Here is a 23,449-nt window from a genome sequence, read left to right on the forward strand (position 1 = left end):
TCAGTAAGTGAAACTGTAAACCAGTCTTGCACCTTTTCTGATGGCGAAGATCGCTACGAAGTCACCCTTCTTGATCCTTCCCACCACTTCGTTCCAGTCGCTGACGGATCTGATCGCGTATCTTTGGCCGTTGACGGCGATCTGGTCGATCACATCGCCAGTCTGAAGGGCGAGCGAACCTCTGTTCTGACGAACGATCACGCCTTCAACGCGTACCGGTATGGAGTATGTTTCCCTGTCCGAAGGTGTTATGTCGCCCACCACGATGCCGAGGAACTCTTTCGCCGCGACGGCTGACTGGACTTCCTCATCGCTCGAAGAGCCGAGCGTGACGATGAACTTGATCTCTTTACCGTTCCTGTTCACGACGATCTCCACCACGTCGCCCGGCACGTGACTGTGTATCAGCGAGACGAGTTCCGCGTCACTGCTCACATCCACACCGTCGAACTTGACGACCACGTCGTTGTCCTTCAAACCTGCCCTGTCGGCGGGAGAATTCTCCAGAACCTGCACGATCAGGGCACCTTTGTTCACCTTCAAACCGAGCGCCTTCGCGAGCTCGTCCGTCACCGTGGTCAGTCTGACTCCGAGGTACGCCTTCTGAGCCTTACCGGTCTGCACAAGCTGGTTTATGAACCTCTTCACGGTGTTTATGGGAATTGCAAAACCAAGGTTCACGGCTTCCTGAGGATTTATGATCGCCGTGTTGATGCCGATCACCTGACCGTGTATGTTCAGAAGTGGCCCACCGCTGTTTCCCGGGTTGATCGCCGCGTCTGTCTGGATCAGGTTAGTGTAGTAGCCGGAACCATCCGGTTTGGGAATCCTTCTACCCGTGGCGCTCACGACACCTATCGTCACGGTGTGCTGAAATCCGAGCGGATTTCCAATCGCTATGGCCCATTCGCCTATCTTCACCTTGTCCGAATCACCCAGTTCGAGGGTCGGAAACTCTTTCTCGGCCTTGATCTTCAGAACTGCTATGTCCAGTTCCGCATCGCCACCAACGTATTCAGCCTTGTAAGAAGAACCGTCCAGGAGAGTAACGGTGATCTCGGAAGCTCCGCTCACAACGTGTTCGTTGGTCAGGATGTAACCGGCCTTGTCGAAGATGAAGCCTGAGCCGATGCTCGTGGCCCTCTGTGTGCCGCCGAACGGGGAATAGCCGAACCAGCGTCTGAAGAAATCTTCGATGAAAGGATCGAAGTAAGGAGATCTCACGGTCTTCACAGCTTCGACCTTCACGACGGCCGGCGCACAGGCTTCCACGACGGCAACGATCGGACTCTGATAGTCCGGATTCACCAGTGCGAACATAGAAACTACTGCCACGAGCGCACCCAGCATCACGAAAACCTTTCTCATAACGACACCTCCTTGAGTCATGCTCTGGCTCCATCTTCTTTGACAACTTTATTTTCCCCCACGTTCATTAGAAAACGATTAAAGAACTCTTCGATAGCATTCTGGATCGCTTCGAAACCTTCGAGTTTCATGAACCTTTCTCTGAATTCCCTCGCGCCAGAAAAGCCGTGCGTGTAACCTGCCACGAACTGTCTCAGACTGTAGAACGATCTTTCTCCTTCCAGCTCTCTCAAAAGTTTTGCGTGGAGCAGGAACATGTCCCTGATCTCTTCAACACCCGGCGCTTTTCCATGAAAAAATTCGTGGAAGATCCAGGGTTTTCTGAGCGCACCCCTTGCGAGTATGGCGGCGCTGGCTTTGGAGATGTTCATCGCGTTTTGAACGTCTTCGACCGTGTACAGATCGCCAGAAATGGCCGCTGGAATGTTCCATCTGTCCAGCTTCAGGTCCCACTGGGCTTTGCCTGAATACATCTGAACCGCTGTTCTTCCGTGCACTTCGACCCCATCGGCACCGGCGAGGACGAGCGTTTCCATGATCTTTTCAAGCTCGTTCCTTTCAAAACCGATCCTGATCTTCACGGTGATCGGCTTGTCACAAACGTCCTTCATCGCCATGACGATGTCTCTGAGCCTTTCAAGATCTTTCAACAACGCGGCACCGCTGTTCTTCTTGACGACTTTCTTCACGGGACACGCTGCGTTCAGATCGATCCAGCTCGCCCTGTGCTGAACTTTCCTTGCGGCGAGGGCGAGTTTCTTGGGGTCTGAACCGTACAGCTGTACCGCGGTGTTCTCTTCCTCGAAAGGAAGCATCCTTTCGACAACTTCGAGATCTAAGAGCACGCTCTCGGCGCTGATCATTTCGGTGAAGAAGAACTGAGCACCCCACAGCCTGCAGACGGTTCTGAAGGCCCTGTCCGTCACACCGGCCATGGGTGCGAGGCCGAGTATACCCGGATAGCTAAACCTTCCCATAGTGGTTCACGACCGACTCTTCGATCTGTGCTACGACCATTCCTTTTATGCTCTTTCCCTGTCTGATCCTTTCCCTTATCTCGCTGGACGATATTTCGATCAGTGGGGCGTTGAGGAAGACGATCCTGTCGAAGAGTTCCCCGAGGACCTCCTTAGCCCTCTCCTGGTAGGGTTTGCCGCAGTAGCGTGGATAAACGACGAAGTGACATGAGCTCAAAAGATCTCTGTATCTGTGCCAGGTTTCTATGTACCTGAGCGCATCTTCTCCGACGATGAAGTACGGGACGCATCCGTGCTTCCCGGCGAAATGCTGGACCGTGTAGAGTGAATAGGAAACATCTCCACGCTGTTTTTCATAATCGCTCACCATGGTGTTTTTCAGTTCGAAGGTTTTGACGCACCATTCGAAGCGCAGCTCGAACGGGGCCACGTCGCCGGATCTGTGCGGGGGTCTGTACGCCGGTACGACGTAGAGCAGTTCGAGCTGTAACAGTTCGAGCGCGTACTGGGCCACAATCAGATGTCCCACGTGTGGGGGATTGAACGTTCCACCGAAGATGCCGATCCTACTCGTGGTATTCGAAGTCGTAATCTCCAATCCAGACGGTGTCCCCATCCTTCGCACCTGCCTGTTTCAATTTCTCGCTCAGACCGTTCCTCTCGAGCACGTCGAGGAACCTGATCAACGCGTCCCTGTGCTCGAGTGAATACCGCTTGAGCCAGGCTTCGATCTGTTCTCCTTTCACCACGAAACCTTCTTTCGTCTTGACGATCTCGAAATCGAACTTGAGTTCCAGTCTGGTCTTCACGGGTTTTGGTTTTTCGAAAGGAGGTGCGGGGAGCATCTTCAGCTTCAACTTGCTCTCACCGACGAACTGGGCGATCTTTTCTTTGAGCGTTTCGATGTTCTGCCTCGTCAGTGCGGACACCGCGATCGGATCTTTACCGGTGTGTTGTTTTAATCTCTCCAACCTTTTGTTCAGCTCCTCTTCGTCGAGCAGGTCTATCTTGTTCGCGACCAGGATCTGAGGTTTTTTCAAAAGTTCTGGACTGTACTTGTGCAGCTCTTCCATGATCGTGTCGTAGTCTTTCAAAAAGTCCCTGCCCTCGACGCAGGCTATGTCCACCACGTGCACGAGGACGCTGCATCTTTCTATGTGTCTCAAGAAGAGATTTCCAAGCCCACTTCCCCTGTGTGCACCTTCGATCAAACCTGGAATGTCTGCCAGGACGTATTCGATGTCCCTGCCGACTCTCACCACACCGAGGTTCGGGATCAGTGTGGTGAAAGGATAATCCGCGATCTTGGGCCTCGCGTTGCTCATGGCGGCTATCAAAGACGATTTTCCGACGTTGGGAAAGCCCACAAGGCCTGCATCGGCGAGCAGTTTGAGCTCGAGTTCGAGCCACCTCTCTTCGCCCTTCTCGCCCGACTCTGCGATCCTGGGAGCCCTGAGTGTGCTCGTGGCGAAGTGGACGTTACCCCTGCCACCCTTACCGCCACGCGCAACGCAGACCATCATACCGTGTCTGTCGAGGTCGGCGATGATCTCGCCCGTCTCCGCGTCCTTCACAATGGTACCCACGGGAACGTCTATGATCAGATCCTCACCGTTCTTGCCCGCCTGCTTCTTACCACGACCGTGCTGGCCATTCTCGGCAACGAACTTTTTCTGGTATTTGAACTTGAGCAACGTGGAGAGGCCCGCATCGGCGCGGAGGATGACGAAACCACCATCGCCCCCATCTCCGCCGTCCGGGCCACCTTTGGGCACGTACTTTTCCCTGCGGAAACTCACCGCACCGTTTCCACCATCTCCAGCCTTCACGAATATCTTCACTCTGTCAACAAAATCTTCCCTTTCCAAGCTCTCACCCACAGAATTAGACTAACACAGGTTCAAAAGCACCAGGCTTTCAAAGTCGAAGTGTCACCCTGCCAGTTTACCTTAGTGTGGTTCTGTTACGCGATGAAGAAAAATGGCGAAATTCTGAGAAAAGAAAAGCCTGGCTGCGGATTCGATATCCCATTGGGAATAAAGAATGAAAATTCAAGAAGGTCACCCTGTGTAGCCAACGACGGTGTTTGTCAACGATGTGGAAAACTGGTAGACTAAGTGTGAACGATTTGGGAAAACGATTGACCATCTTTGAAGAGGAGGATTTAGCGCTTGCCAACCCTTAGAGATGTGGCAAATTTGGCCAACGTTTCTGTCTCGACCGTCTCGAAGGTTCTCAACGGTAAAGGGCGCGTGAGTGAGGCGAAGAAAAAAGAAATTCTCAAAATCGCGAGAGAGCTCGGCTACACGCCCAACTATCATGCGCGCAACATGGCACGAAAGAGCAAGATACTCACCGTGGGGCTCATCGTGCCGGACATCATAAACCCGTTCTTTGCGAGGCTCACGCGCGGAGTTCAGAAGGCCTGTGGTGAGGACACGCTCGTCATACTGATGGATTCTTTCAGAAACTTGGAGAGAGAGGAAAAACTCATCAGGAATGCGAGGTTTTTCGGAATCGATGGGATCATCATTGGAAACTCGCGTGTCAGCGACGATCTGGTGGAAGAGATTTCCGATTACATCCCGGTGGTGGTTTTCGACAAGTTCTACGAGCTCGACAACGTTGTCTCGATCGTGCTGGACAACCGCTACGGTGCGTACATGGCGACGAAACACCTGATCGAAAACGGTTGCAGGAACATAGTCCATCTCGGTGGAACGCACGAACTGTACGTTTCTCTGGAGAGGGCGAAGGGCTACGAAGCGGCCATGAACGAGGCGGGTTTAAAAGCGTTCGTTGAACCGGTTGGGTACAACGAATCTGCTGGTTACGAAGGGATGAAGAGATTGCTCGAAGAGGGTGTTCAGATCGATGGTGTGTTCTGCATGAACGATCTCGTCGCGATAGGTGCTATGAGGGCGCTGAAGGAAAGAAATCTTAAGATTCCGAGCGACGTGGCGATCGTTGGATTCGACAACGATGAAGAGCTGTGTGAGATCATCGATCCACCTCTGAGTTCGGTTCATCAGCCTGTGGAGGAGATGGGTGAGGTCGCGGCGAAACTGCTCTTCGAACTGATCAAGGGAAATTCGAAGATAAAACGTTACGTGTTTTCCCCAAGGCTCGTGGTCAGACGCTCGAGCTTGAAGAAGGTGGATCTATGAAAAGGATACTGGTTGTCGCGGCGCACAGCGACGATCCCATCATAGGTGCTGGCGGAACGATGAGGGAACTTTCGCTGCGGCAGAACCGTGTCTGCGCACTGAGCGTTTGTGGAGATAGGATAGATGGTTACCTCGAAGCCATGAAATTGCTCGGAGCAGAGGCAGAAAAGTTCGGTTTTTCGTACGGTCAGATAGACGAGGTGGTTCTCTCGAAAGCGCTCAGAAAGTTCATGGAGAGTTTCGACCCAGACATAGTTTTCACACACTTCTACAGTGAGATCCTGTACGACCATGAGGTTGTTTCAAAGATCACCATCGATATTGCGAGAAGGTTCGAAAAGGAGATCTATCTGTTCGAGATTCCAGCTTCGAGTCTGGACTTTCAGTTCGACGTGGCGATCGATATATCAGGTTCCTACGAATTCAAAAAGAGGGCCATAGAGCTCATGAAGAACGCTTTCGATGAGGACGTCTACGAGAAGGAGATCATGCCATCGATCATCTTCCCGGCGGGCTTCAGGGGCATTCAAACCGGTTGCGCCTACGCAGAGGTGTTCAAACATTTAGGAAGCAGGTTCCCACTGTCTCCGCACAGAAAGAAGCTGATCGATCTGGAAAAACTCTGAGGGGGTGAGTGCGTGAAGAAGGTAAGAATCGGTATCGTGGGCGCGGGAAAGATATCTGAAGTGTTGCACATCCCAAACACGATCCTTTCCGAGTACGCACAGCTCGTGGCGATAGCAGACCCGAACGCGCAGAGGCTGGAACAATTCAAACGAAAGCTTGAAAATGTGAGGTTTTACGAGGATTATCGACAGATGCTCGAGAAGGAAGACATAGATGCTGTCATCGTGGCCACTCCGAACGCACTGCACGCGGAAGTTTCCATCGCCGCACTCGAGAAAGGGAAAAACGTGCTGGTGGAAAAACCCATGGCCACGAACTCGGGAGACGCTCTGAAGATGATCGAGGCTGCCAAGGAGAACAGGAAGGTTCTGATGGTCAACCACTCGCAGAGGTTCTTCCCGCACCATATCAAAGCAAAAGAGATCGTTCAATCCGGCGTGCTGGGGGAGATAAGACTCGTCAAGACCATGTTTGGACACGCCGGTCCGGAGAACTGGTCTCCGAGCGCAGCGTGGTTCTTCGACAAGAACGTTGCCATGTTTGGAGCCCTTGGCGATCTCGGCGTTCACAAGGTGGACCTGATCAGATACATCACCGGCCTGGACATCGTGGAGTGCACAGGATTCATCGCAACGCTCGAAAAACGGGCATCGGTGGAGGACGTAGCGAGTGCGGTTCTGAGACTTTCCAACTCAAGCCTGGCGACACTCGATTCGAACTGGATCACGAAAGGACTCGAGGAAAACTACTTCGTCGTTTACGGAGAGAAGGGCACGATGAAGGTGGGACAGACCGACCCGACGAAGATCGACATATATCTCGAAAAACCTTTCAGGATGCACGGTGAGATCGTTTTGAGACCGCTGTTCACCAACGAAGATCCTTACTGGAAGATGCCGGTCGTGGACCACTTCGCGAAGGTGTGCCTCGGTTTGGAAGAGCCCATCGTGAAGCCTGAAGATGGATACATCGCGGTCAAAGTGGTCGAGAGGATATTCGAATCTGCAAAGAGAGGGCAGGCAGTGAAGGTAGAATGAGCGCGATTCTTTCTGCGAGGAACATCTGCATGGACTTTTCGAACGTGAGAGTCCTGCACAACGTCGATGTCGACTTCGAGCCGGCTAGGATCTACGGTGTGGTCGGTGAGAACGGAGCCGGAAAATCGACACTCATGAGGATCCTTTCGGGTTTTTTGCAGCCGACCGAAGGAGAGATCTTCTTCGAAGGGAAAAAGGTCGAGCTGAATCCGCTCAAAGCCAAATCCCTCGGCATCGTGCTGATACCGCAGGAATTGAACCTGGTCGAAAGTCTGAGGGTGTACGAGAACATCTTCCTCAAAGACGAGTTGACGAGAAGTTTTCTGCTCGCAAAGAAACAGATGATAGAAGAAACCAAGCAGCTCATGCAGCAGCTCGGGCTCTCCATAGATCCCACAGTTTACGTGTCACAGCTTTCACCGGCACAGAAGCAGATGGTCGAGATCATCAAAGCCATATCCAAGAAGGTGAAGGTGCTGATCATGGACGAGCCAACCTCTTCGCTCACGGACGAGGAGGTGCTCAAGCTCTTCGAGATCGTGAAGAGCATGAAGCAGAAGGGAATAACGGTGATATTCATCTCGCACAGGCTCAAAGAGGTACGACAGATAGCTGAAGAACTGATCGTGTTGCGCGATGGAAGAAAGGTCTATCAGGGAGAGGTACAGGGCCTGAGTGAAAAACAGATAGCCGAACTCATGGTCGGTCGAAAGCTCGAAGAAATCTTTCCTGAAAAACCAGTTCCAGGTTCTGAGATCGTTCTGCAGGTGAAGGACCTCTCAACTCTGGATGGAAGAGTCAGGCAGGCGAGTTTCGAGCTCCGCAAGGGTGAGATACTCGGTTTCTACGGTCTCGTCGGTTCCGGCAGGACCGAGCTCATGGAAGCGCTCGTGGGAATCAGGAAGGTGAAGTCCGGTGAGGTGTATCTGTTTGGAAAAAAGGTGAAGATCGAAGATCCCCTGGAAGCGAAAAAGCTGGGGCTCGTTTACCTTCCTGAGGACAGAAAGAACGGCGGGATCATAGCCAGTCTGGAAGCGTTCAAGAACACAACGATGATGGCCTTGGAGAAATTCTCGAGGCTCTTCGTGCGTGTTCGAAGTGAACTCGATACTTTCAAAGGCTACGAAAAGAAGTTCGAGATCAAGGTGCGAAGTCCATGGCAGACCGTTGGGACGCTGAGTGGGGGCAACCAGCAGAAAGTCGTCATATCCAAACTCGTGGAAACGGGAGCAAAGATCTTTCTGTTCGATGAACCGACGCGCGGCGTGGATGTGAACGCGAGGCACCAGATTTACAAGATCATGCACCAGATGATAGAGGAACTTGGTTGCAGTTTCGTCGTGGTTTCTTCCGATCTACCAGAGATCATAGGGCTCTGTAACAGGGTCATGGTCATGCGCAACGGCCAGGTTGTGGCCGAGGTGGAAGGAGAAGACCTCAACGAGAAAGAACTCATCTATCACGCGACGGGTGTGAAGGAGGTCGGTGTGTATCAAACTTAAAGCCTTTCTCACCAAGTACATGATCGTGCTCGTGCTGATCGGGTTGATGATCTTCTCCGGCATCGTGACACCGGCGTTTCTCAAGCCGAGAAACATTCTGAACATCTTCTGGCAGACGTCCTACGTGGGAATCATAGCGATAGGCATCACCTTCGTGATGATCGCCGGCGGGATCGATCTTTCGGTTGGCTCGATGCTCGCGCTCCTCGGTGCCTTCGCCATAACGACGAGCAACAAGATAGGCGACAGCGTTGGAGCGACGGTGCTTTCGATCCTGCTCACCTACGGTCTTGGTGCTCTGCTCGGTCTTGGCATGGGCCTGTTGACGACGAAGGGAAAGATTCCCGCGTTCATCACCACGCTCGGCGGCATGGCGATATACAGATCCTTGGTGCTCAACTTCGCAAACGGTGGAGTGTACATGAGTTTTTCCCGCACCTTCTCCAGTTTCGGCATGAAGTTCATCGCGGGTCTACCTTTACCCATGATCGTGTTCATAGCCTACGCCGTTCTGGCGTACATCGTTCTGGACAAAACGAAATTTGGGAGGTACGTGTACGCAGTCGGTGCGAACGAAACCGCTGCGGTCTATTCGGCGATAAAGGTCGATGTGGTCAGAACGATCACGTACGTCATCAGTGGAGTTTCTGTCGCGACTTCGGCCATACTGCTCTCTTCGATGATGGCTTCCGTGAGCTCTTCGTCGACGGGATCTGGCTTCGAGCTGGACGCGATCGCGGCGGCCGTGATCGGTGGAACGAGTTTGAGCGGTGGAAAGGGTACGATCTTTGGAACGTTCTTCGGGGCGCTGATACTCGGTGTTGTCAACAACATGCTCGTGATGCTGAATGTGGCAGTGTACCTGCAAGGTATGGTCAAGGGTTTGATCATCATCGCTGCAGTGTTGCTGCAAAGTTTGAGAAGGTGATAGCCCCGTCGGGGGCGAGAAAGGGGAGGTGTTTGTATGAGGAAGTTCCTGCTCGTGTTGATGGTAGCCGTAGCTCTGGTGAGCTTCGCGGCGAAGTACAGGATCGGAGTCGCGATTCCAGCAGCGGATCACGGTTGGACTGGTGGCATGGTCTGGTGGGCACAGTACGCGATCAAGCAGTACCAGAACGATCCGAACGTGGAGTTCTACCTGGTCACTGCGAAAGAACCGAGCGAACAGATCGCTCAGGTTCAAGCGTTGCTCGCGCGCGGAATCGACGCACTGGTCATCAACCCGTACGAGTCCGCTCCACTCACACCCATCTGCGTCCAGGCGTTCAGACAGGGCGTTTATACCGTCATCGTTGACAGAGGCATCGTGTCTGAAGAGTACAACGTTTACATCGCTGGCGACAACTACATGTACGGTTACCTTGCAGGAAAGTACATCGCAGAGAAGCTCAAGGGCAAAGGTAACATCGTCGTCATAAGGGGCATCCCGTCAACGATCGATGATGAGAGGGTGAAAGCGTTCAAGGACGCAATCGCACCGTATCCAGATCTGAAGATCATCGCAGAACAGCCCGGTTACTGGTCCAGAGAGAAGGCGTTCGAAGTCATGCAAACGTTGCTCACCAAGTTCCCACAGATCGACGCGGTCTGGACGGGTGACGACGATATGCTCCACGGTGTCCTGATCGCACTCAGGCAGGCTGGCAGGGACAAGAACATCATCCTGGTCGGTGGTGCGTGCGAGAAGAACATAGTCAAGATGATCATGGATGGCCATCCGCTCATCGAGGTTGACTTCACCTACCCACCCAACATGATTGCCACAGCGATCAACCTTGCGGTCATGGCGCTCAAAGGCGAATCTTTGAACGGTTTCTACCAGAAGGGAATCCCGAGAAAGATCATACTCTCAACCGAGACTGTCACCAGGCAGAACGCGAAGGATTACTACTTCCCAGATTCGGTGTTCTGAAAAGTTGAGGCGGGCTCTCGCCCGCCTCTTCGTTGGAGGTGACTCGATGAAGATCGGTTTCCTGACGGTCGCGCTGGGCAACACGAAATTCGATGAAATCGTTGAGTGGGCCGCGAGCGCTGGTTTTGAGGCTTTAGAAGTTGCCGCCTGGCCTTTGGTGAACGAGAGGGACTTTTCTTCCACCACGATCGATGTTGATAAGTTCGACAGGAAAGAAGCAGAAAGGATCAAAGCGCTTCTGGAGAAACGTGGCCTGATCATCTCTTCTCTGGCTTATTACGACAACAACCTCGATGCGAATCCTGAGAAGAGGAGGGCTATAAACGAGCATCTCAAAAAAGTCATCGATGCGGCCAATCTGCTGGGCGTTGAGCTCGTCGGAACGTTCATAGGAAGAGACATAACCAAGAGTGTGGAAGAGAACCTGAAGGAGTTCGAAAAGGTTTTCAAACCGTTGATAGCCTACGCCGAGAGCAAGAACGTTAAGCTCATGATAGAGAACTGCCCCATGGTGGGCTGGCAGGCAGAAGAGAAGATAGGGAACATCTTCTATTCACCGGAGCTCTGGAGAGAAATATTCAGGATCACCCCAGATTCTTTTGGACTGAACCTCGATCCGTCACACCTGTACTGGCTCGGTGTGGATTATCTGAAGGTGGTGGAAGAGTTCGCCGACAGAATTTTCCACGTGCACGCGAAAGATGTTGAGATCAAGAGGAACATGCTCCATGAACAGAGCATCTTTGGACACTTTGGAACCAACGCGCACGGTAAGAGCTGGTGGATCTACCGCATGCCCGGCCTCGGCGAGATCGACTGGCCAAGCTTCCTGCTGAATTTGAAAAAGGTTGGGTACGATTTCGTCATCAGCATAGAGCACGAAGATCCCATCTGGGCGGGCAGTCTGGAGAAGGCGAAGAAAGGTTTGCTCATGGGATTGCAGTTCCTCAGAAAGCTCGTTTGAAAGTACCGTCAGGGATCGAGCCCTCCAGGCTGGAGGGCTTTTCTTATTGTAAAATGTTTGATGATGAACATGTTCTTCGCCGACAGGATGCTCGGAAAGCTTGCGAAGAAACTCAGGTTGCTTGGTTTCGATACGGCCTATGCCTCGCAGATGAGCGAGGAGGAAATACTTCAGCTGTGCAAAGAATCCGGTCGCATTCTGATCACGAGGGATCGAGATTTGCTGAAGAAGGCCGTCGAAAACGGTGTGCGGTGTTATTACGTCAGTTCGGATGACTGGCGAGAACAACTGGTGGAACTTTCGAAGAAGATCGATCTGAAGAACTCGAAGCGCATGAGCAGGTGCAGCCTGTGCAACGTTGAGCTGGTCGAAGCGAGCGAGGAACAGATAAAGGAAAAGGTCCCACTCTACGTTCAGCAAACGCAGAGAGAGTTTTACTCGTGTCCCGTGTGTGGCCGGGTGTACTGGGCCGGTTCACACGTGGAGCACGCTGAAGAACTTTTCAGGAGGCTGGGACTCTGAGGTTTTTCGAACTGGTGATGGAATTCTTCGAGCGCGGTTATGAAAGTCATGCGATGGACAAACTCGCATCCATATTCTGTGAAGAGACGCAGGCAGAAGCCTGTGATGTGTATCTTTTTGAAGATCACAGATCCAGGTTCAGATTGGTCGGTTCGACGCACAAACGAGAGAGCGTCGGTCAGGAGAAGTTGGGTAAGGATGAGATCGAAGGTTTGAAGGATAGTTTCTTGCTGGAATACAATGCGAAGACCATCGGTGCTGTGGTGTTGAAACAACCAAAAAAACTCGAAAATTTGCAGGGCTGGCTGGACGAACTTTCGAGGACACTCTGGGCTGCAGAGAAGATCGTATCTTTGCAGGAAGCGGTGAAAAAACATGAAATGCTCAGCGAACTGACCGATGTTTTCTACAGTTCCAGCGACACAGTCTCGCTGCTTAAAGGCACACTCGCGGTTATGAAGAAAGCCCTGAGCGCCGAAGCGGTTCTTTACTTTTCCAAGGCGGAGGAAGGTTACCTCTTCAAAGGCGCGGACGGTGTGGACAAGGATCAGCTGATATACGAAAAATTGCCGGCAAACCACAGTTTCGTGTCGAAAGTGGAAAAGTCCGATCAGGGTGTGGTGATGACGAAGATCCAGCTCGATTTTCTTGGTATCAAGGTCAAATCGGTTGTCGCCAGTCCTGCAAAGCTTGGAGGAAATGTTTTGGGTATCTTCATCGCCGTGAACAAGGTCGCTCCGGGTGGCTATCGTAGCAGGTACAGTTTCGAAGAAATGGACCTGTTGAGCTTGAGCGATATGGTGAAAAGGTACTGCCTTGCTTACACGCGCATGGAGTACCAGCTGGATCTCAAAGAACAGATAGAGCGTCTGACACTCAGCACGAAAGAGTACGAGAAATTGATCCAGCAACAGCAGGAGTACCTGAGGAAGATGGACCTGACACACAGTCTGAGCAACGCGATGAGGGCGAGCTACGACCTGGTGAACGTGTACAAGATCTTGCTTTTGGGGTTGACTTCGGGTAGAGGTTTCGCATTCAACAGGGCACTGTTGCTGATCAGAGACAGAAAGACCGAGACGCTCGTGGGAAAGATGTGGCTCGGCCCTGAAGAAGGAGAAGACATCGAGAAGATCTGGAAAGAGGCCGAGCGCCGTGCGATGATTTATGGAGATTTTGCCCAGTATCTGCGCGAGGAAGCTCTGATGCTGGATGCGAAGAACAGTTTGACCACGCGCATAGAGGGAAGAATGTTCTATTACAAGGACCATCCGATCCTTGAAAGGGTGGTGCTCCGTAAGAGGATAATCCATGTGACACCGTCGTTGATAGAAAGTTTTGGTCCATCAGTGCATGATCTTGTGAGCCTTCTCGGTGTTGATGAGTTCCTCGTGTTGCCGCTGGTCGGTCGCTGGGACACGATAGGTGTGGTGATACTCGACAACAAATTCACCAGGAAACCGATCAGCGAGATGGACGTGGAAGTGCTCAGGATAGTCACAGACAGTGCCGGACTCGCCATAGAGAACGTGATGAACTACGAAGAGCTGAGGAAGAAGACCGAAAGCCTCGAGAAACAGAAGAACGTGATAGATTACCTTCACAGGTTCACCGAAAACATTCTGCAGAACCTTTCGACGGGTGTCGCCGTGCTCGACAAAAACGGTCGCATCCTGCAATGCAACAGGAAGTTCTCTCACATCGTGGGATTACCCCAGGAACGGATCGTGGGAGAGCACTACACGGAGCTTGGACCCACCTTTCAGGATCTCTTCGAGGTCGCCATGACCATTCTGGAAAGGCGCGAGAACATCGAGCTGAACGAATACCGCATCGAAAGCACCCAGGGTGAAATCTTCCTCGACGTCAGGTACTCACCGCTTTGGGATCCAGCGAACGAATCCATCACGGGCGTCATCGTCACTCTGGAAGACGTCACGCAGAGGGTCAGGATGGAGCAGGAAAACAAAGAGAGAGAAAAGCTCGCCCTGCTCGGTGAGGTCGCGGCGCGGGTGGCGCACGAGTTGAGAAATCCCATCACGGTGATCGGGGGATTCATAAACAGGGCAAAGAAGAATCTGTCCAACCCCGGGACTGTCGAAAAGTATCTGGACGTCATATCGAAAGAGGTCGAGAACCTTGAAAGGATTGTGACGGAGATCTTGGAATTCAGCAAACCGAAATCGATCCTGGAGTTCACCGAATTCGACATCAACGAACTGATTCAAGAAGTTGTCTATCTCATGCAAGAAAAAGCGAGCAGAGCGAATGTTATAATAGAAACAAGACTTTCGAGCGCGGCAAAAGTCGTCGCAGACAGGACCAAATTGAAGAGGGTTCTCATCAACCTCGTTCAGAATGCCGTGGAGGCCTCGCCTCCCAACGGTAAGATAGTCATCAAGTCTTTCAAGGAAGCTGAGAAAGTCGTTGTGTCGGTCTTCAACACGGGTCAGCCTCTTTCGGAGAACGAACTGAAGAAGATCTTCACACCGTTCTACACGACCAAGACGCAAGGAACAGGCCTGGGATTACCGATTTGCAAGAAGATCATCGAAGATGAACACGGTGGCAGGATCTGGGCCGAACCGAAGAATGACGGCATGGAGTTTTTGTTCGAAATCCCTGTGAAGGGAGGAAACAAGAATGGCAAAAGCCAAGATCCTCGTTGTGGATGACGAGGAAAACATAAGGTTTCTGCTGAGCGAAGAACTCGCGGACGAAGGTTACGATGTGCAGACCGCCAAGGATGCGGAAGAGTGTCTGAAAAAGTTCGAGAAAGAATCCTTCGACCTGGTGATCTTGGACATCGAGATGCCGGGTAAGAATGGTATAGAAGTGGCGGGCGAGTTGAGGAAAAGGTTCCCCGGGCTGAAGATCGTCCTTCTGACGGCGTATTCACACTACAAGTACGACCTCTCTTCCTGGGCAGCCGACGCCTACGTGGTCAAGTCGGCGGATCTGACTGAACTGAAGCGAACGATCGAAGAGCTCTTGAAGATGTGAGGAGGTGTCGCTTTGGACTACAGAGAGACTCTGAATTTACCGAACACATCGTTCCCGATGCGGGCGAATTTGGTCGAAAAAGAACCGCAGATTCTCGAACGCTGGAAGAAACTCGACGTTTACAGATACATCCTGAAAACGAGGGAACATCGTCCCTTGTTCGTCCTGCACGACGGACCTCCCTACGCGAACGGAGCGATACACATAGGTACGGCGATGAACAAAATTCTGAAAGATATGGTGATCAGGTATAAAACCCTGAGGGGATTCCGTACACCGTACGTACCCGGTTGGGACACGCACGGTTTGCCGATCGAGCACCGCGTCACAACGATGCTGAAAGAAAAGGCAGAAAAGATGACGCCACAGGAGATCAGAAGAGAGTGCGAAAAATTCGCCAGAGAACAGATAGAGATCCAGAAGCGTCAGTTCCAGAGGCTCGGCGTGATAGGAGACTGGGACAACTACTACGCCACGCTCGAACCCGAGTACGAGTACAGGGTGTACACGGTGTTCAAAAAGTTCGTTGAGGACGGTTACGTCTACAGGGAGAAGAAACCGGTTCTGTGGTGCATCACGTGCAAAACTGCGCTGGCGCAGGCTGAGATAGAGTACCACGATCACGTCTCTCCTTCCATCTACGTCAAGCTCAAAATGAAGGATGCTGACGAATACATCGTCATCTGGACGACTACGCCGTGGACACTGCCAGCCAACACGGGAGTAGCCGTGCATCCGGAAGAAACCTACGTGAGGTTGAGGGTGAACGGTGAAGTCTGGATCGTGGCAGAAAGATTGCTGGAGCAGTTCGTGAAAGAGATCGGCCTGAAGGATTATTCCGTTTTAGAGAGATTCAGCGGTCGTTCGCTCGAGGGTAGAACCGCGATCAGTCCGCTGTCAAAGAGAGATTCGCGGATCATACTGGCCGACTTCGTCGATATGGAAACCGGAACGGGCTGTGTCCACGTGGCGCCAGGCCACGGTGAAGAGGACTACGAGTACGGTTACAAGTTGTACGGGCTGGACGTACTCTCGCCGGTGGACGAGAAAGGTCGTTTCACGAAGGAAGCTGGAAAGTACGAAGGTCTGAACGTGTTCGATGCCAACAAGATCATCATGGAAGATTTGAAAAACATGGGCGTGCTGGTTCACGCTTCGACGATAACGCATTCTTATCCGCACTGCTGGAGGTGCAAGAATCCCGTAATCTTTCGGGCGACCGAGCAGTGGTTCATCTCCATAGACAAGAACGATCTGAGAAAGAAGCTTTTGGAACAGATAGAAACGGTCGAATGGATCCCGGACTGGGGCAAGAACAGGATCAAGGCGATGATCGAGGAACGTCCAGACTGGTGCATCTCGAGACAGAGAGTGTGGGGCATTCCGATCCCAGCGTTCAGGTGCAGATCGTGCGGTCACGTGAACCTGGATGGAAAGATCATCGAACATTTTGCAAGCATCGTCAGACAGAGAGGCACCAACGCGTGGTTCGAATTAAGCGAAAGAGAGCTCTTGCCTCCTGGTTATAGCTGCAGAAACTGTGGCTCGGGCGAACTCGAAAAGACGTACGACACGCTGGACGTCTGGATAGATTCCGGTGCGTCTTTCGAGGCAGTGCTGAACTCGAGGCCTGAACTCACCTTCCCGGCGCACATGTACTTGGAAGGGAGTGACCAGCACAGGGGCTGGTTCAACTCTTCGCTGGTTCTCTCGGTCGTCAAGCACGGTCGGCCACCTTACAGAACCGTTCTCACGCACGGGTTCATCAAAGACGAAGAAGGGAAGAAGATGAGCAAGTCGCTCGGGAACGTGGTCGATCCGCTCGAGGTCTGCTCGAAGTACGGCGCCGACGTGTTGAGGCTCTGGCTCGCGAGCAGTGACTATTTCAACGACATACGCATAAGCTACAACATACTCATGCAGCAGGTGGAGGTGTACAAGAAGATAAGGAACACGATCAGGTACTTGCTCGGTAACCTGTACGACTTCACACCGAAAGACGCGGTGCCTTACGAAAAGCTTCTGCCGATCGACAGATGGGCGCTTGGAAGGCTTCAGCAGATCATCGCGACCGTCACGGAGGGCTACGAGAGCTACGAAATTTCGAAGGTCTACAACACCCTCGTCAAATACTGCTCGGTCGAACTGAGCGCGGTGTATCTGGACATCATCAAGGACCGACTCTACGTCGAAGGGAAAAACTCGCTCAAACGAAGGTCCGCCCAGACGGTGCTCAGAGAGATCCTCAAATCCCTTCTGATCATGCTCTCGCCGATTCTCACCTTCACCTGCGAAGAAGCCTATTCGCATCTGTGTCAGGAAGACAGAAAGTTTGAAACCATCCACGCCGAAAGCTGGCCCGAATACAGAAAAGAGTGGATCGATGAACGGCTCATGGATGATTTCGAGAAACTGTTCGAAGTCAGAGACGTCGCGTTGAAGTCGCTCGAGGAAGCCAGACAGGCCGATCTGATAGGTCATTCCTTAGATGCGAAACTCACCGTGAAAGTTGGCGACGATGGCTTGTTCCGCCTGCTCGAAAGCTACAGGGACATTCTCGAAGAGTTCTTCATAGTGTCTCAGGTTGAACTGGAGAGAGGCGATGAAAGAATACAGGTGTTCGTGAGCAAGGCAGAAGGACAGAAGTGTGAAAGATGCTGGAAGTATCATCCTCTGACCAATTCGGACGCTCGTTTCCCGAACGTTTGTCCAAGGTGTGTGGCGGTGCTCGAGGGTGAGCAAAAATGATTGACATCTACGCTTTAGTGTCTGAGGCCTTCGCGAAGGGGGCCTCGGACGTTCATCTGTCCGCAGGTGTTCCTCCGGTGTACAGGATCGACGGAACGCTCGTGATGCAGAAACAGTACCCACCCGTGGGAGCCAAGGATCTGCTCGACGCGGTTCATAAGCTGTTCGAACAGCTGAACGTCAAAAGCGATGGTAAGAGAGAGGTCGACTTCGCATTCACCGTTGAGAACAAAGCGAGGGTTAGAGGGAACTTCTACTACGAGAGACGAAACCCTGCGCTCGCGCTGAGGCTGATCACGAGCAGGATCAGGACCTTCAGCGAGTTGGGGTTGCCCGAAATACTGAAGGACTTCGTCAGCAGAGATTCGGGCTTGATACTCATAGCGGGTCCCACGGGAAGCGGCAAATCGACGACGCTGGCGGCGATGATAGATTACATCAACGAGAATTTTCCGTACCACATCATCACGATTGAGGATCCCATCGAATACGTTTTCACGAACAAAAAATCCATCATACACCAGAGAGAGCTCGGTCAGGACACGAACAGCTTCTACGATGGGCTGAAATACGCTCTGAGGCAGGACCCGGACGTCATACTGGTCGGTGAAATGAGGGACCTCGAGACCATGGCGCTCGCGCTCACCGCTGCAGAAACGGGCCATCTGGTTCTGAGCACGATACACACCAACAGCGCGGCGAGTGCGCCGGAAAGGATCATAGATGTGTTCCCCGCGCACCAGCAGAAACAGATAGCGATCCAGCTGGCGAACACGCTCGTTGCGGTCATATACCAGAGGTTGCTGAGACACGCTTCCGGTAAGGGTGTCGTGCCGGTGCTGGAGATACTCGTTGGAACGACGGCGGTCAAGAACCTCATAAGGGAGAACAAGCTCCACCAGATAGAGTCGATAATGCAGGCGAGCGCGAAGCAGGGTATGATCCTGTTCGACGAAGCGCTCCTCAGGGCTTACTTCGCAGGATTGATAGACAAAGCCCAGCTCTACGAGTACTGTCGCAACCCTGAAGAGATGAGGAGAAAAGTGGGATGAAGGAACTGGTGAAATCGCTCGTCGAGAAAGCGAGAGAAAGGCTTCAAAAACTCCAGATCGAGCTCGCGAGGACAAACATCGACGTCGAAGAGATGAAGAAGCTGTCCATAGAATACTCGAAATTGGAAGAGATCGTTCAGCTCTACGAAGAGCTGGAGGAACTGGAGAGCGACATCGAGTTCTGGCAACAGGCCGTTCAAGAAGATCCCTTGGCAGAAAGAGAGCTCACATCGAGCAGACTGGAGTACGAGAGGAAGCTCTCGCAGCTGATCTCACTTTTGCTTCCAAGCAAAGACTACGACAGCATCATCATGGAGATCAGGGCGGGTACCGGCGGGGAAGAAGCCGCGCTGTTCGCCGCGGATCTGTACAGGATGTACACGCGGTACGCGGAACGCAAGGGCTGGCAGGTTGAACTCGCGGACTTCCACGACACGGAGCTCGGAGGTTTCAAAGAGGTAGTACTCTTCGTGAGGGGAAAATCGGTCTACAAACATCTGAAGTGGGAGAGCGGTGTGCACAGAGTTCAGAGAGTTCCGATCACCGAATCTTCGGGCAGGATCCATACTTCCACCGCCACGGTGGCGATCCTGCCGGAAGTGAGCACCGTGGAGGTTCAGATAGATCCCAAAGATATCGAGATAGACACCTTCAAGGCGTCGGGACACGGTGGCCAGTACGTGAACAAGACCGAATCGGCGGTGAGGGTGATCCATATCCCGACGGGAATAGTCGTGAGCTGTCAGAGTGAAAGATCGCAGCACCAGAACAAAGAAAGAGCGCTCGCTATACTCAGGGCGAAGCTGTTCCAGTTGAAACAGGAAGAGCTGATGGAAGAACTCTCGAGGCAGAGGAAGAGTCAGATCAAGACCGCGGAGCGGAGCGAGAAGATAAGAACCTACAACTTTCCTCAAAACCGCGTGACCGACCACAGGATCGACTACACCAGCTACAGACTCAAGGAGATCATGGATGGCGATCTTGACGAGCTCGTATCCAAGTTGCTGGAGTTCGAACTCGCCGAGACGGCGAAACGCATTCTGAGCTGATCGTGGTTCAATCCACGGACAATCTGGAGAGTTTTGCCCCTTGAACAACGACTCGTGTTGGTCTATAATTTCAATTGCCTGGGGCCGTAGCTCAGCTGGGAGAGCGCTACCTTCGCAAGGTAGAAGTCGTGGGTTCGAATCCCATCGGCTCCACCAAACGGGGCAAGACGGCCCCGTTTTTTGTATCATCTCAGTGAGGTGATCCTCCATGCCGCTGGTACCCCCACACAACCTTGAGGCCGAAGAAGCTGTGATCGGAAGCATACTCATAGATCCCAGCGTAGTGAACGACGTGATGGAAGTTCTCAGAAGCAGCGATTTCTACTCGAAGAAGCACCAGGTCATATTCGCAGCCATGGAGAAGCTGTACGAGCGCGGCGATCCCATAGACGTGTTGTCGGTTTGCGAAGAGCTGAAAAGGTCAGGCCAGATGAAGTTCGTGGGTAGTGAACTGGATGTGGCGAGACTTGCGGAAGCCGTTCCGACGTCGGCGCACGTGATGCATTACGCAAAGATAGTGCTCGACAAGTCCATACTCAGGAGTCTGATAGAAGCTGGAAGGAACATCGTCGAGTCTGCGTACGAAGAACGGGAAGTCGACGAGATCCTGGACGAGGCTGAGAGGATCGTTTTCGATATAGCCGAATCCAGGGCCACGAAGACTTACGATCACATCGGCTCGATCATGCACGCGGTGTTCGAGAACCTTGAAGAACTCAGGCTGAAAAGCAGTGCAGCACCTGAGCCCGGGGCGGTAGTGAGCGGTCTGCCGACAGGCTTTCGTGTTCTGGACAGACAGACTTCCGGTTTTCACAAGTCCGATCTGATCATAATCGCCGCGAGGCCCTCGGTCGGTAAGACGGCGTTCGCTCTCACGATAGCGCGCAACATGGCGGTCAAGTTCAACCTGTCCGTGGGCATATTCAGCCTGGAAATGTCCAAGGAGCAGCTGGCGCAGAGGCTTTTGTGCAGCGAGTCGAGAGTCGATCTGCACAAGATCAGAACGGGTTATCTGAGCGATCAGGAATGGGAAAGATTGACCATAGGAGCTTCGAGACTTTACAAGGCGAACATCATCGTGGACGATGAACCTTCTCTCGATCCGAGAACCCTTCGTGCGAAGGCCCGGAGGATGAAGAGAGAATACAACATCGACGCCATATTCGTGGATTACCTGCAGCTGATGCACACGCGGGGTGGGAGTCACGAGAGCAGGCAGCAGGAGATATCGGAGATCTCGAGGTCTTTGAAATTGCTCGCCAGAGAACTCGACATAGCCGTGGTGGCGCTCTCACAGCTGTCGCGTGCCGTCGAGACACGCGAGGACAAAAGGCCGAGGTTGAGCGATCTGAGGGAATCCGGTGCGATAGAACAGGATGCGGACACGGTGCTGTTCATCTACCGTGAGGAATACTACAAAAAGAGCGAAAAGCTCCACGAACCGCACGAGGCGGAGATAATAATCGGAAAGCAGAGGAACGGACCCATCGGAACCGTGAAACTCATGTTCGAACCGCAGACGGCATCTTTCTACGAACTGGAAAGGATCGAGGTGGAATGAACGTCAGGGTGGGTGTAGGAACAGACAGACACGCCTTCAAGAAACCTGGAAAGACGGTTCTCGGCGGAGTCGTTGTGAGTGAAGAGTTTGGACTCGAGGGCCATTCGGACGCCGATGTGGTCTGCCACGCACTGATCGATGCGTTGCTCGGCGCGGCAGGGCTCGGGGACATCGGAGAATACTTCGATCAGAGTGAGCGATGGCGCAACGCTTCAAGTTTGATGATGTTGCGCCAGATACGTGATCTTGTCTCGAAGAAAGGCTGGAGCATAGTCAACGTCGATGTGACCGTCACCTGCGGTGTGTTGAAGCTGTCGCCTTTCAGAGAAAAGATGGTGGAAACGCTCTCCGACGCTCTGCAAATATCAAGAGAGAACACGAACGTGAAGTTCAAAACGGCCAACGGCTTGGGTTTCGAAGCGAGTGAAGGTGTTTCTGCGATCGCGGTCTGTTTGCTTTCAAGGGATCCTGCCAGTTGAGGGTCTTTCTCCTCTCAGTACCTGTTGTGCCAGATTGAGAATCCATTCCTCGTCGGAGAAGACGAGCACACCTGCCCTTTCGAAAGGATTGTTCACGGCGATCCTGTTTATGGAACGGTTCAGAAGAACGATCGCGCCTTCGAGTGCCTTCCTTCTGATCCTTTCTACCTCCTGAAGGTTCGTCGGTGGTTTCACGTTCAGACGGGGTAGTCTTCCAAAGACCTGACCGTCGAGCGTCACGAACACGACGTTGAACCCAAGTTCTCGCAGCTGGTTCGCCTTTTGCTCGTTCTCCACCAGGGCTGGGCTGCTCATTTTTCTGTTCAGCAGAGATCTGACCACATCCGCGTTCACGTTCCCCGTCGCGTTGATTATGGGAACGATTCCGGCGGAGATGAAACCTTCTATCATGTAGGAGAGCACCTGCGCGGTTATGAAGGGTGAGCGCGAGATCTTGTGCAGAGGGTCTGGATCGTTTTCAACGAGCACGCCCAAGGTTCCGAAAACGACGTACTCGAAACCGTAAGAGCGTGCGACCATTCCCGCGGCGTAGGCAACATCCCTCGCGATCTCGATGTTCTGGTTGCAGCCGAGCGCCAGCAAGGAAACGTCTTTCAGAATGCTCTGCAGAGGAACGTTGAGAACACAGTCTTTCTCGCACGTCGCGAGCTGGTTGCGGAGCTCAATCGATGAGGCCTCGAGCGAGCAGATCGAGAATAAAATTGCCAGGACCGCCCAGAAAGTTCTCCTCGACAACGACATCTGCCACCTCCTTCAAACCCTTCGTACCGTTCCGCACGGCCACTCCCAGTCCCACGCTCTGCAGCAGCGCCACATCGTTGTCGTTGTCACCGAAAGCGACGGCGTCGGAAAGATCGAAGCCGAGTTTTTCGGCGAGCACTCTCAGGGCACGACCCTTGTCCGTTTGCGATGGAACAAAATCGAGGTAGTTGCTGAACGATTTGAATATGAGCACATCGTTGAATCTCTCCCTGAGCTTTGGAACGATCGCATCGAGTCGTTCAGGCTCCGCTATGGCGAGCAGTTTCGTCGCGCCGTGTTCCGCTACCAGCTTTGCGAGGTCGTCCACGAACGTCAACTCGATCTGCGAATGTTCACTGTAAGATCTCGCGTACTCGTTGTCCTCTTCCACCACGAGCTTGTCGTCCACGTAGGCCTGTCTGTGGATCTTGAGATCTCTGAGCGTTTCAACGATCTCGGCGGCGCGCTTCGGTTCTATCCTCAGCTCCATGATCTTGCCGTGCTCCGGTGTCCACACGACGGAACCGTTGTAGGCGATGATGGGAAACTCCATGGAGAAGTAGCGCTTCAATAACTTTCTGACGGACGGTAACATCCTTCCACTCGCGAAGATGATCCTCTTGTTCTTTTCGATCAGCATGTTTATGGCCCTCAGATTCGAGGGGTGTATGTTGTGGGAATCGATGAGTATCGTCCCATCGAGGTCAAAAACGAACACC

At 52.7% G+C, this 23,449-nt stretch carries 21 protein-coding genes and 1 tRNA gene; 16 read left to right on the forward strand and 6 right to left on the reverse strand.

From position 1 onward, the window contains the following. Genes TSP01S_RS02300 through obgE form a run of 4 tightly spaced genes read right to left on the reverse strand, consistent with a single transcriptional unit; the run spans position 1 to position 4,213 of the window. Positions 1-1,368, reverse strand: coding sequence for a Do family serine endopeptidase (locus TSP01S_RS02300; protein ID WP_041076125.1), 1,368 nt, complete (start codon positions 1,366-1,368; stop codon positions 1-3). 17 nt (positions 1,369-1,385) lie between these two features. Continuing rightward, positions 1,386-2,345 carry a tRNA dihydrouridine synthase gene (locus TSP01S_RS02305; protein WP_041076127.1) on the reverse strand — a complete coding sequence of 320 codons (960 nt, stop codon included), beginning with the start codon at positions 2,343-2,345 and terminating at the stop codon, positions 1,386-1,388. Continuing rightward, positions 2,332-2,961, reverse strand: a complete 630-nt coding sequence (nadD, locus tag TSP01S_RS02310) for a nicotinate (nicotinamide) nucleotide adenylyltransferase (RefSeq protein WP_052463461.1) — start codon at positions 2,959-2,961, stop codon at positions 2,332-2,334. Before nadD ends, TSP01S_RS02305 begins: the two co-directional genes overlap by 14 nt. Further along, positions 2,912-4,213, reverse strand: coding sequence for a GTPase ObgE (gene obgE, locus TSP01S_RS02315; RefSeq protein ID WP_041076129.1), 1,302 nt, complete (start codon positions 4,211-4,213; stop codon positions 2,912-2,914). Before obgE ends, nadD begins: the two co-directional genes overlap by 50 nt. Positions 4,214-4,516: 303 nt before the next feature. Here obgE and TSP01S_RS02320 point away from each other — a divergent pair, with 303 nt between their 5' ends. The 16 genes from TSP01S_RS02320 to ispF all read left to right on the forward strand — a co-directional run bounded on the left by TSP01S_RS02320 (position 4,517) and on the right by ispF (position 21,968). After that, positions 4,517-5,512, forward strand: coding sequence for a LacI family DNA-binding transcriptional regulator (locus tag TSP01S_RS02320; RefSeq protein ID WP_082021626.1), 996 nt, complete (start codon positions 4,517-4,519; stop codon positions 5,510-5,512). Further along, positions 5,509-6,138: a PIG-L deacetylase family protein gene (locus TSP01S_RS02325; protein ID WP_041076132.1), complete on the forward strand. Its 630-nt coding sequence runs from the start codon at positions 5,509-5,511 to the stop codon at positions 6,136-6,138. Before TSP01S_RS02320 ends, TSP01S_RS02325 begins: the two co-directional genes overlap by 4 nt. A 12-nt stretch (positions 6,139-6,150) precedes the next feature. Then, positions 6,151-7,176, forward strand: a complete 1,026-nt coding sequence (locus tag TSP01S_RS02330; RefSeq protein WP_041076134.1) for a Gfo/Idh/MocA family protein — start codon at positions 6,151-6,153, stop codon at positions 7,174-7,176. Beyond that, positions 7,173-8,678 carry a sugar ABC transporter ATP-binding protein gene (locus tag TSP01S_RS02335; RefSeq protein ID WP_041076136.1) on the forward strand — a complete coding sequence of 502 codons (1,506 nt, stop codon included), beginning with the start codon at positions 7,173-7,175 and terminating at the stop codon, positions 8,676-8,678. Before TSP01S_RS02330 ends, TSP01S_RS02335 begins: the two co-directional genes overlap by 4 nt. Then, positions 8,662-9,606 carry an ABC transporter permease gene (locus tag TSP01S_RS02340; RefSeq protein ID WP_197538906.1) on the forward strand — a complete coding sequence of 315 codons (945 nt, stop codon included), beginning with the start codon at positions 8,662-8,664 and terminating at the stop codon, positions 9,604-9,606. Before TSP01S_RS02335 ends, TSP01S_RS02340 begins: the two co-directional genes overlap by 17 nt. Positions 9,607-9,642: 36 nt before the next feature. Continuing rightward, positions 9,643-10,590, forward strand: a complete 948-nt coding sequence (locus tag TSP01S_RS02345) for a substrate-binding domain-containing protein (protein WP_041076138.1) — start codon at positions 9,643-9,645, stop codon at positions 10,588-10,590. A 46-nt stretch (positions 10,591-10,636) separates the two neighbouring features. After that, positions 10,637-11,554, forward strand: coding sequence for a sugar phosphate isomerase/epimerase family protein (locus tag TSP01S_RS02350; RefSeq protein ID WP_041076140.1), 918 nt, complete (start codon positions 10,637-10,639; stop codon positions 11,552-11,554). 63 nt (positions 11,555-11,617) lie between these two features. Continuing rightward, positions 11,618-12,076 carry a Mut7-C RNAse domain-containing protein gene (locus TSP01S_RS02355; protein ID WP_041078333.1) on the forward strand — a complete coding sequence of 153 codons (459 nt, stop codon included), beginning with the start codon at positions 11,618-11,620 and terminating at the stop codon, positions 12,074-12,076. Positions 12,077-12,093: 17 nt separating this feature from the next. Further along, the gene (locus TSP01S_RS02360) at positions 12,094-14,751 is read left to right on the forward strand and encodes a GAF domain-containing sensor histidine kinase (RefSeq protein ID WP_041076142.1); all 2,658 of its coding nucleotides are present in this window, start codon (positions 12,094-12,096) and stop codon (positions 14,749-14,751) included. Beyond that, a complete protein-coding gene (locus TSP01S_RS02365; RefSeq protein WP_041076144.1) occupies positions 14,720-15,079 on the forward strand; it encodes a response regulator in 360 nt (119 codons plus the stop codon). The genes TSP01S_RS02360 and TSP01S_RS02365 overlap by 32 nt, the downstream gene beginning before the upstream one ends. A 12-nt stretch (positions 15,080-15,091) precedes the next feature. After that, positions 15,092-17,827: an isoleucine--tRNA ligase gene (gene ileS, locus TSP01S_RS02370; RefSeq protein WP_041076146.1), complete on the forward strand. Its 2,736-nt coding sequence runs from the start codon at positions 15,092-15,094 to the stop codon at positions 17,825-17,827. Then, entirely contained in the window at positions 17,824-18,879 is a 1,056-nt protein-coding gene (locus TSP01S_RS02375) for a type IV pilus twitching motility protein PilT (protein WP_041076148.1), read from the forward strand. Before ileS ends, TSP01S_RS02375 begins: the two co-directional genes overlap by 4 nt. After that, on the forward strand, positions 18,876-19,928 hold the full coding sequence (gene prfA / locus TSP01S_RS02380; RefSeq protein WP_052463462.1) for a peptide chain release factor 1: 1,053 nt from the start codon (positions 18,876-18,878) through the stop codon (positions 19,926-19,928). Before TSP01S_RS02375 ends, prfA begins: the two co-directional genes overlap by 4 nt. An 80-nt stretch (positions 19,929-20,008) precedes the next feature. Continuing rightward, positions 20,009-20,084 (forward strand) — tRNA-Ala (locus TSP01S_RS02385). 52 nt (positions 20,085-20,136) lie between these two features. Continuing rightward, complete coding sequence (gene dnaB, locus TSP01S_RS02390) at positions 20,137-21,489, forward strand: replicative DNA helicase (RefSeq protein WP_041076150.1); 1,353 nt, start codon at positions 20,137-20,139, stop codon at positions 21,487-21,489. Then, positions 21,486-21,968, forward strand: a complete 483-nt coding sequence (gene ispF / locus TSP01S_RS02395; protein WP_041076152.1) for a 2-C-methyl-D-erythritol 2,4-cyclodiphosphate synthase — start codon at positions 21,486-21,488, stop codon at positions 21,966-21,968. The genes dnaB and ispF overlap by 4 nt, the downstream gene beginning before the upstream one ends. Here ispF and TSP01S_RS02400 read toward each other — a convergent pair. Both TSP01S_RS02400 and TSP01S_RS02405 read right to left on the reverse strand, forming a co-directional pair. Continuing rightward, positions 21,948-22,730: a hypothetical protein gene (locus TSP01S_RS02400; protein ID WP_041076154.1), complete on the reverse strand. Its 783-nt coding sequence runs from the start codon at positions 22,728-22,730 to the stop codon at positions 21,948-21,950. The two genes, ispF and TSP01S_RS02400, sit on opposite strands and share 21 nt — an antisense overlap. After that, positions 22,651-23,448, reverse strand: a complete 798-nt coding sequence (locus TSP01S_RS02405; RefSeq protein ID WP_231848619.1) for a Cof-type HAD-IIB family hydrolase — start codon at positions 23,446-23,448, stop codon at positions 22,651-22,653. Before TSP01S_RS02405 ends, TSP01S_RS02400 begins: the two co-directional genes overlap by 80 nt. Between the last annotated feature and the right edge of the window lies 1 nt (position 23,449).

Origin of the sequence: Thermotoga caldifontis AZM44c09 (assembly GCF_000828655.1) — a bacterium.
In the GTDB taxonomy this organism is placed as follows: Bacteria; Thermotogota; Thermotogae; order Thermotogales; family DSM-5069; genus Pseudothermotoga_A; species Pseudothermotoga_A caldifontis.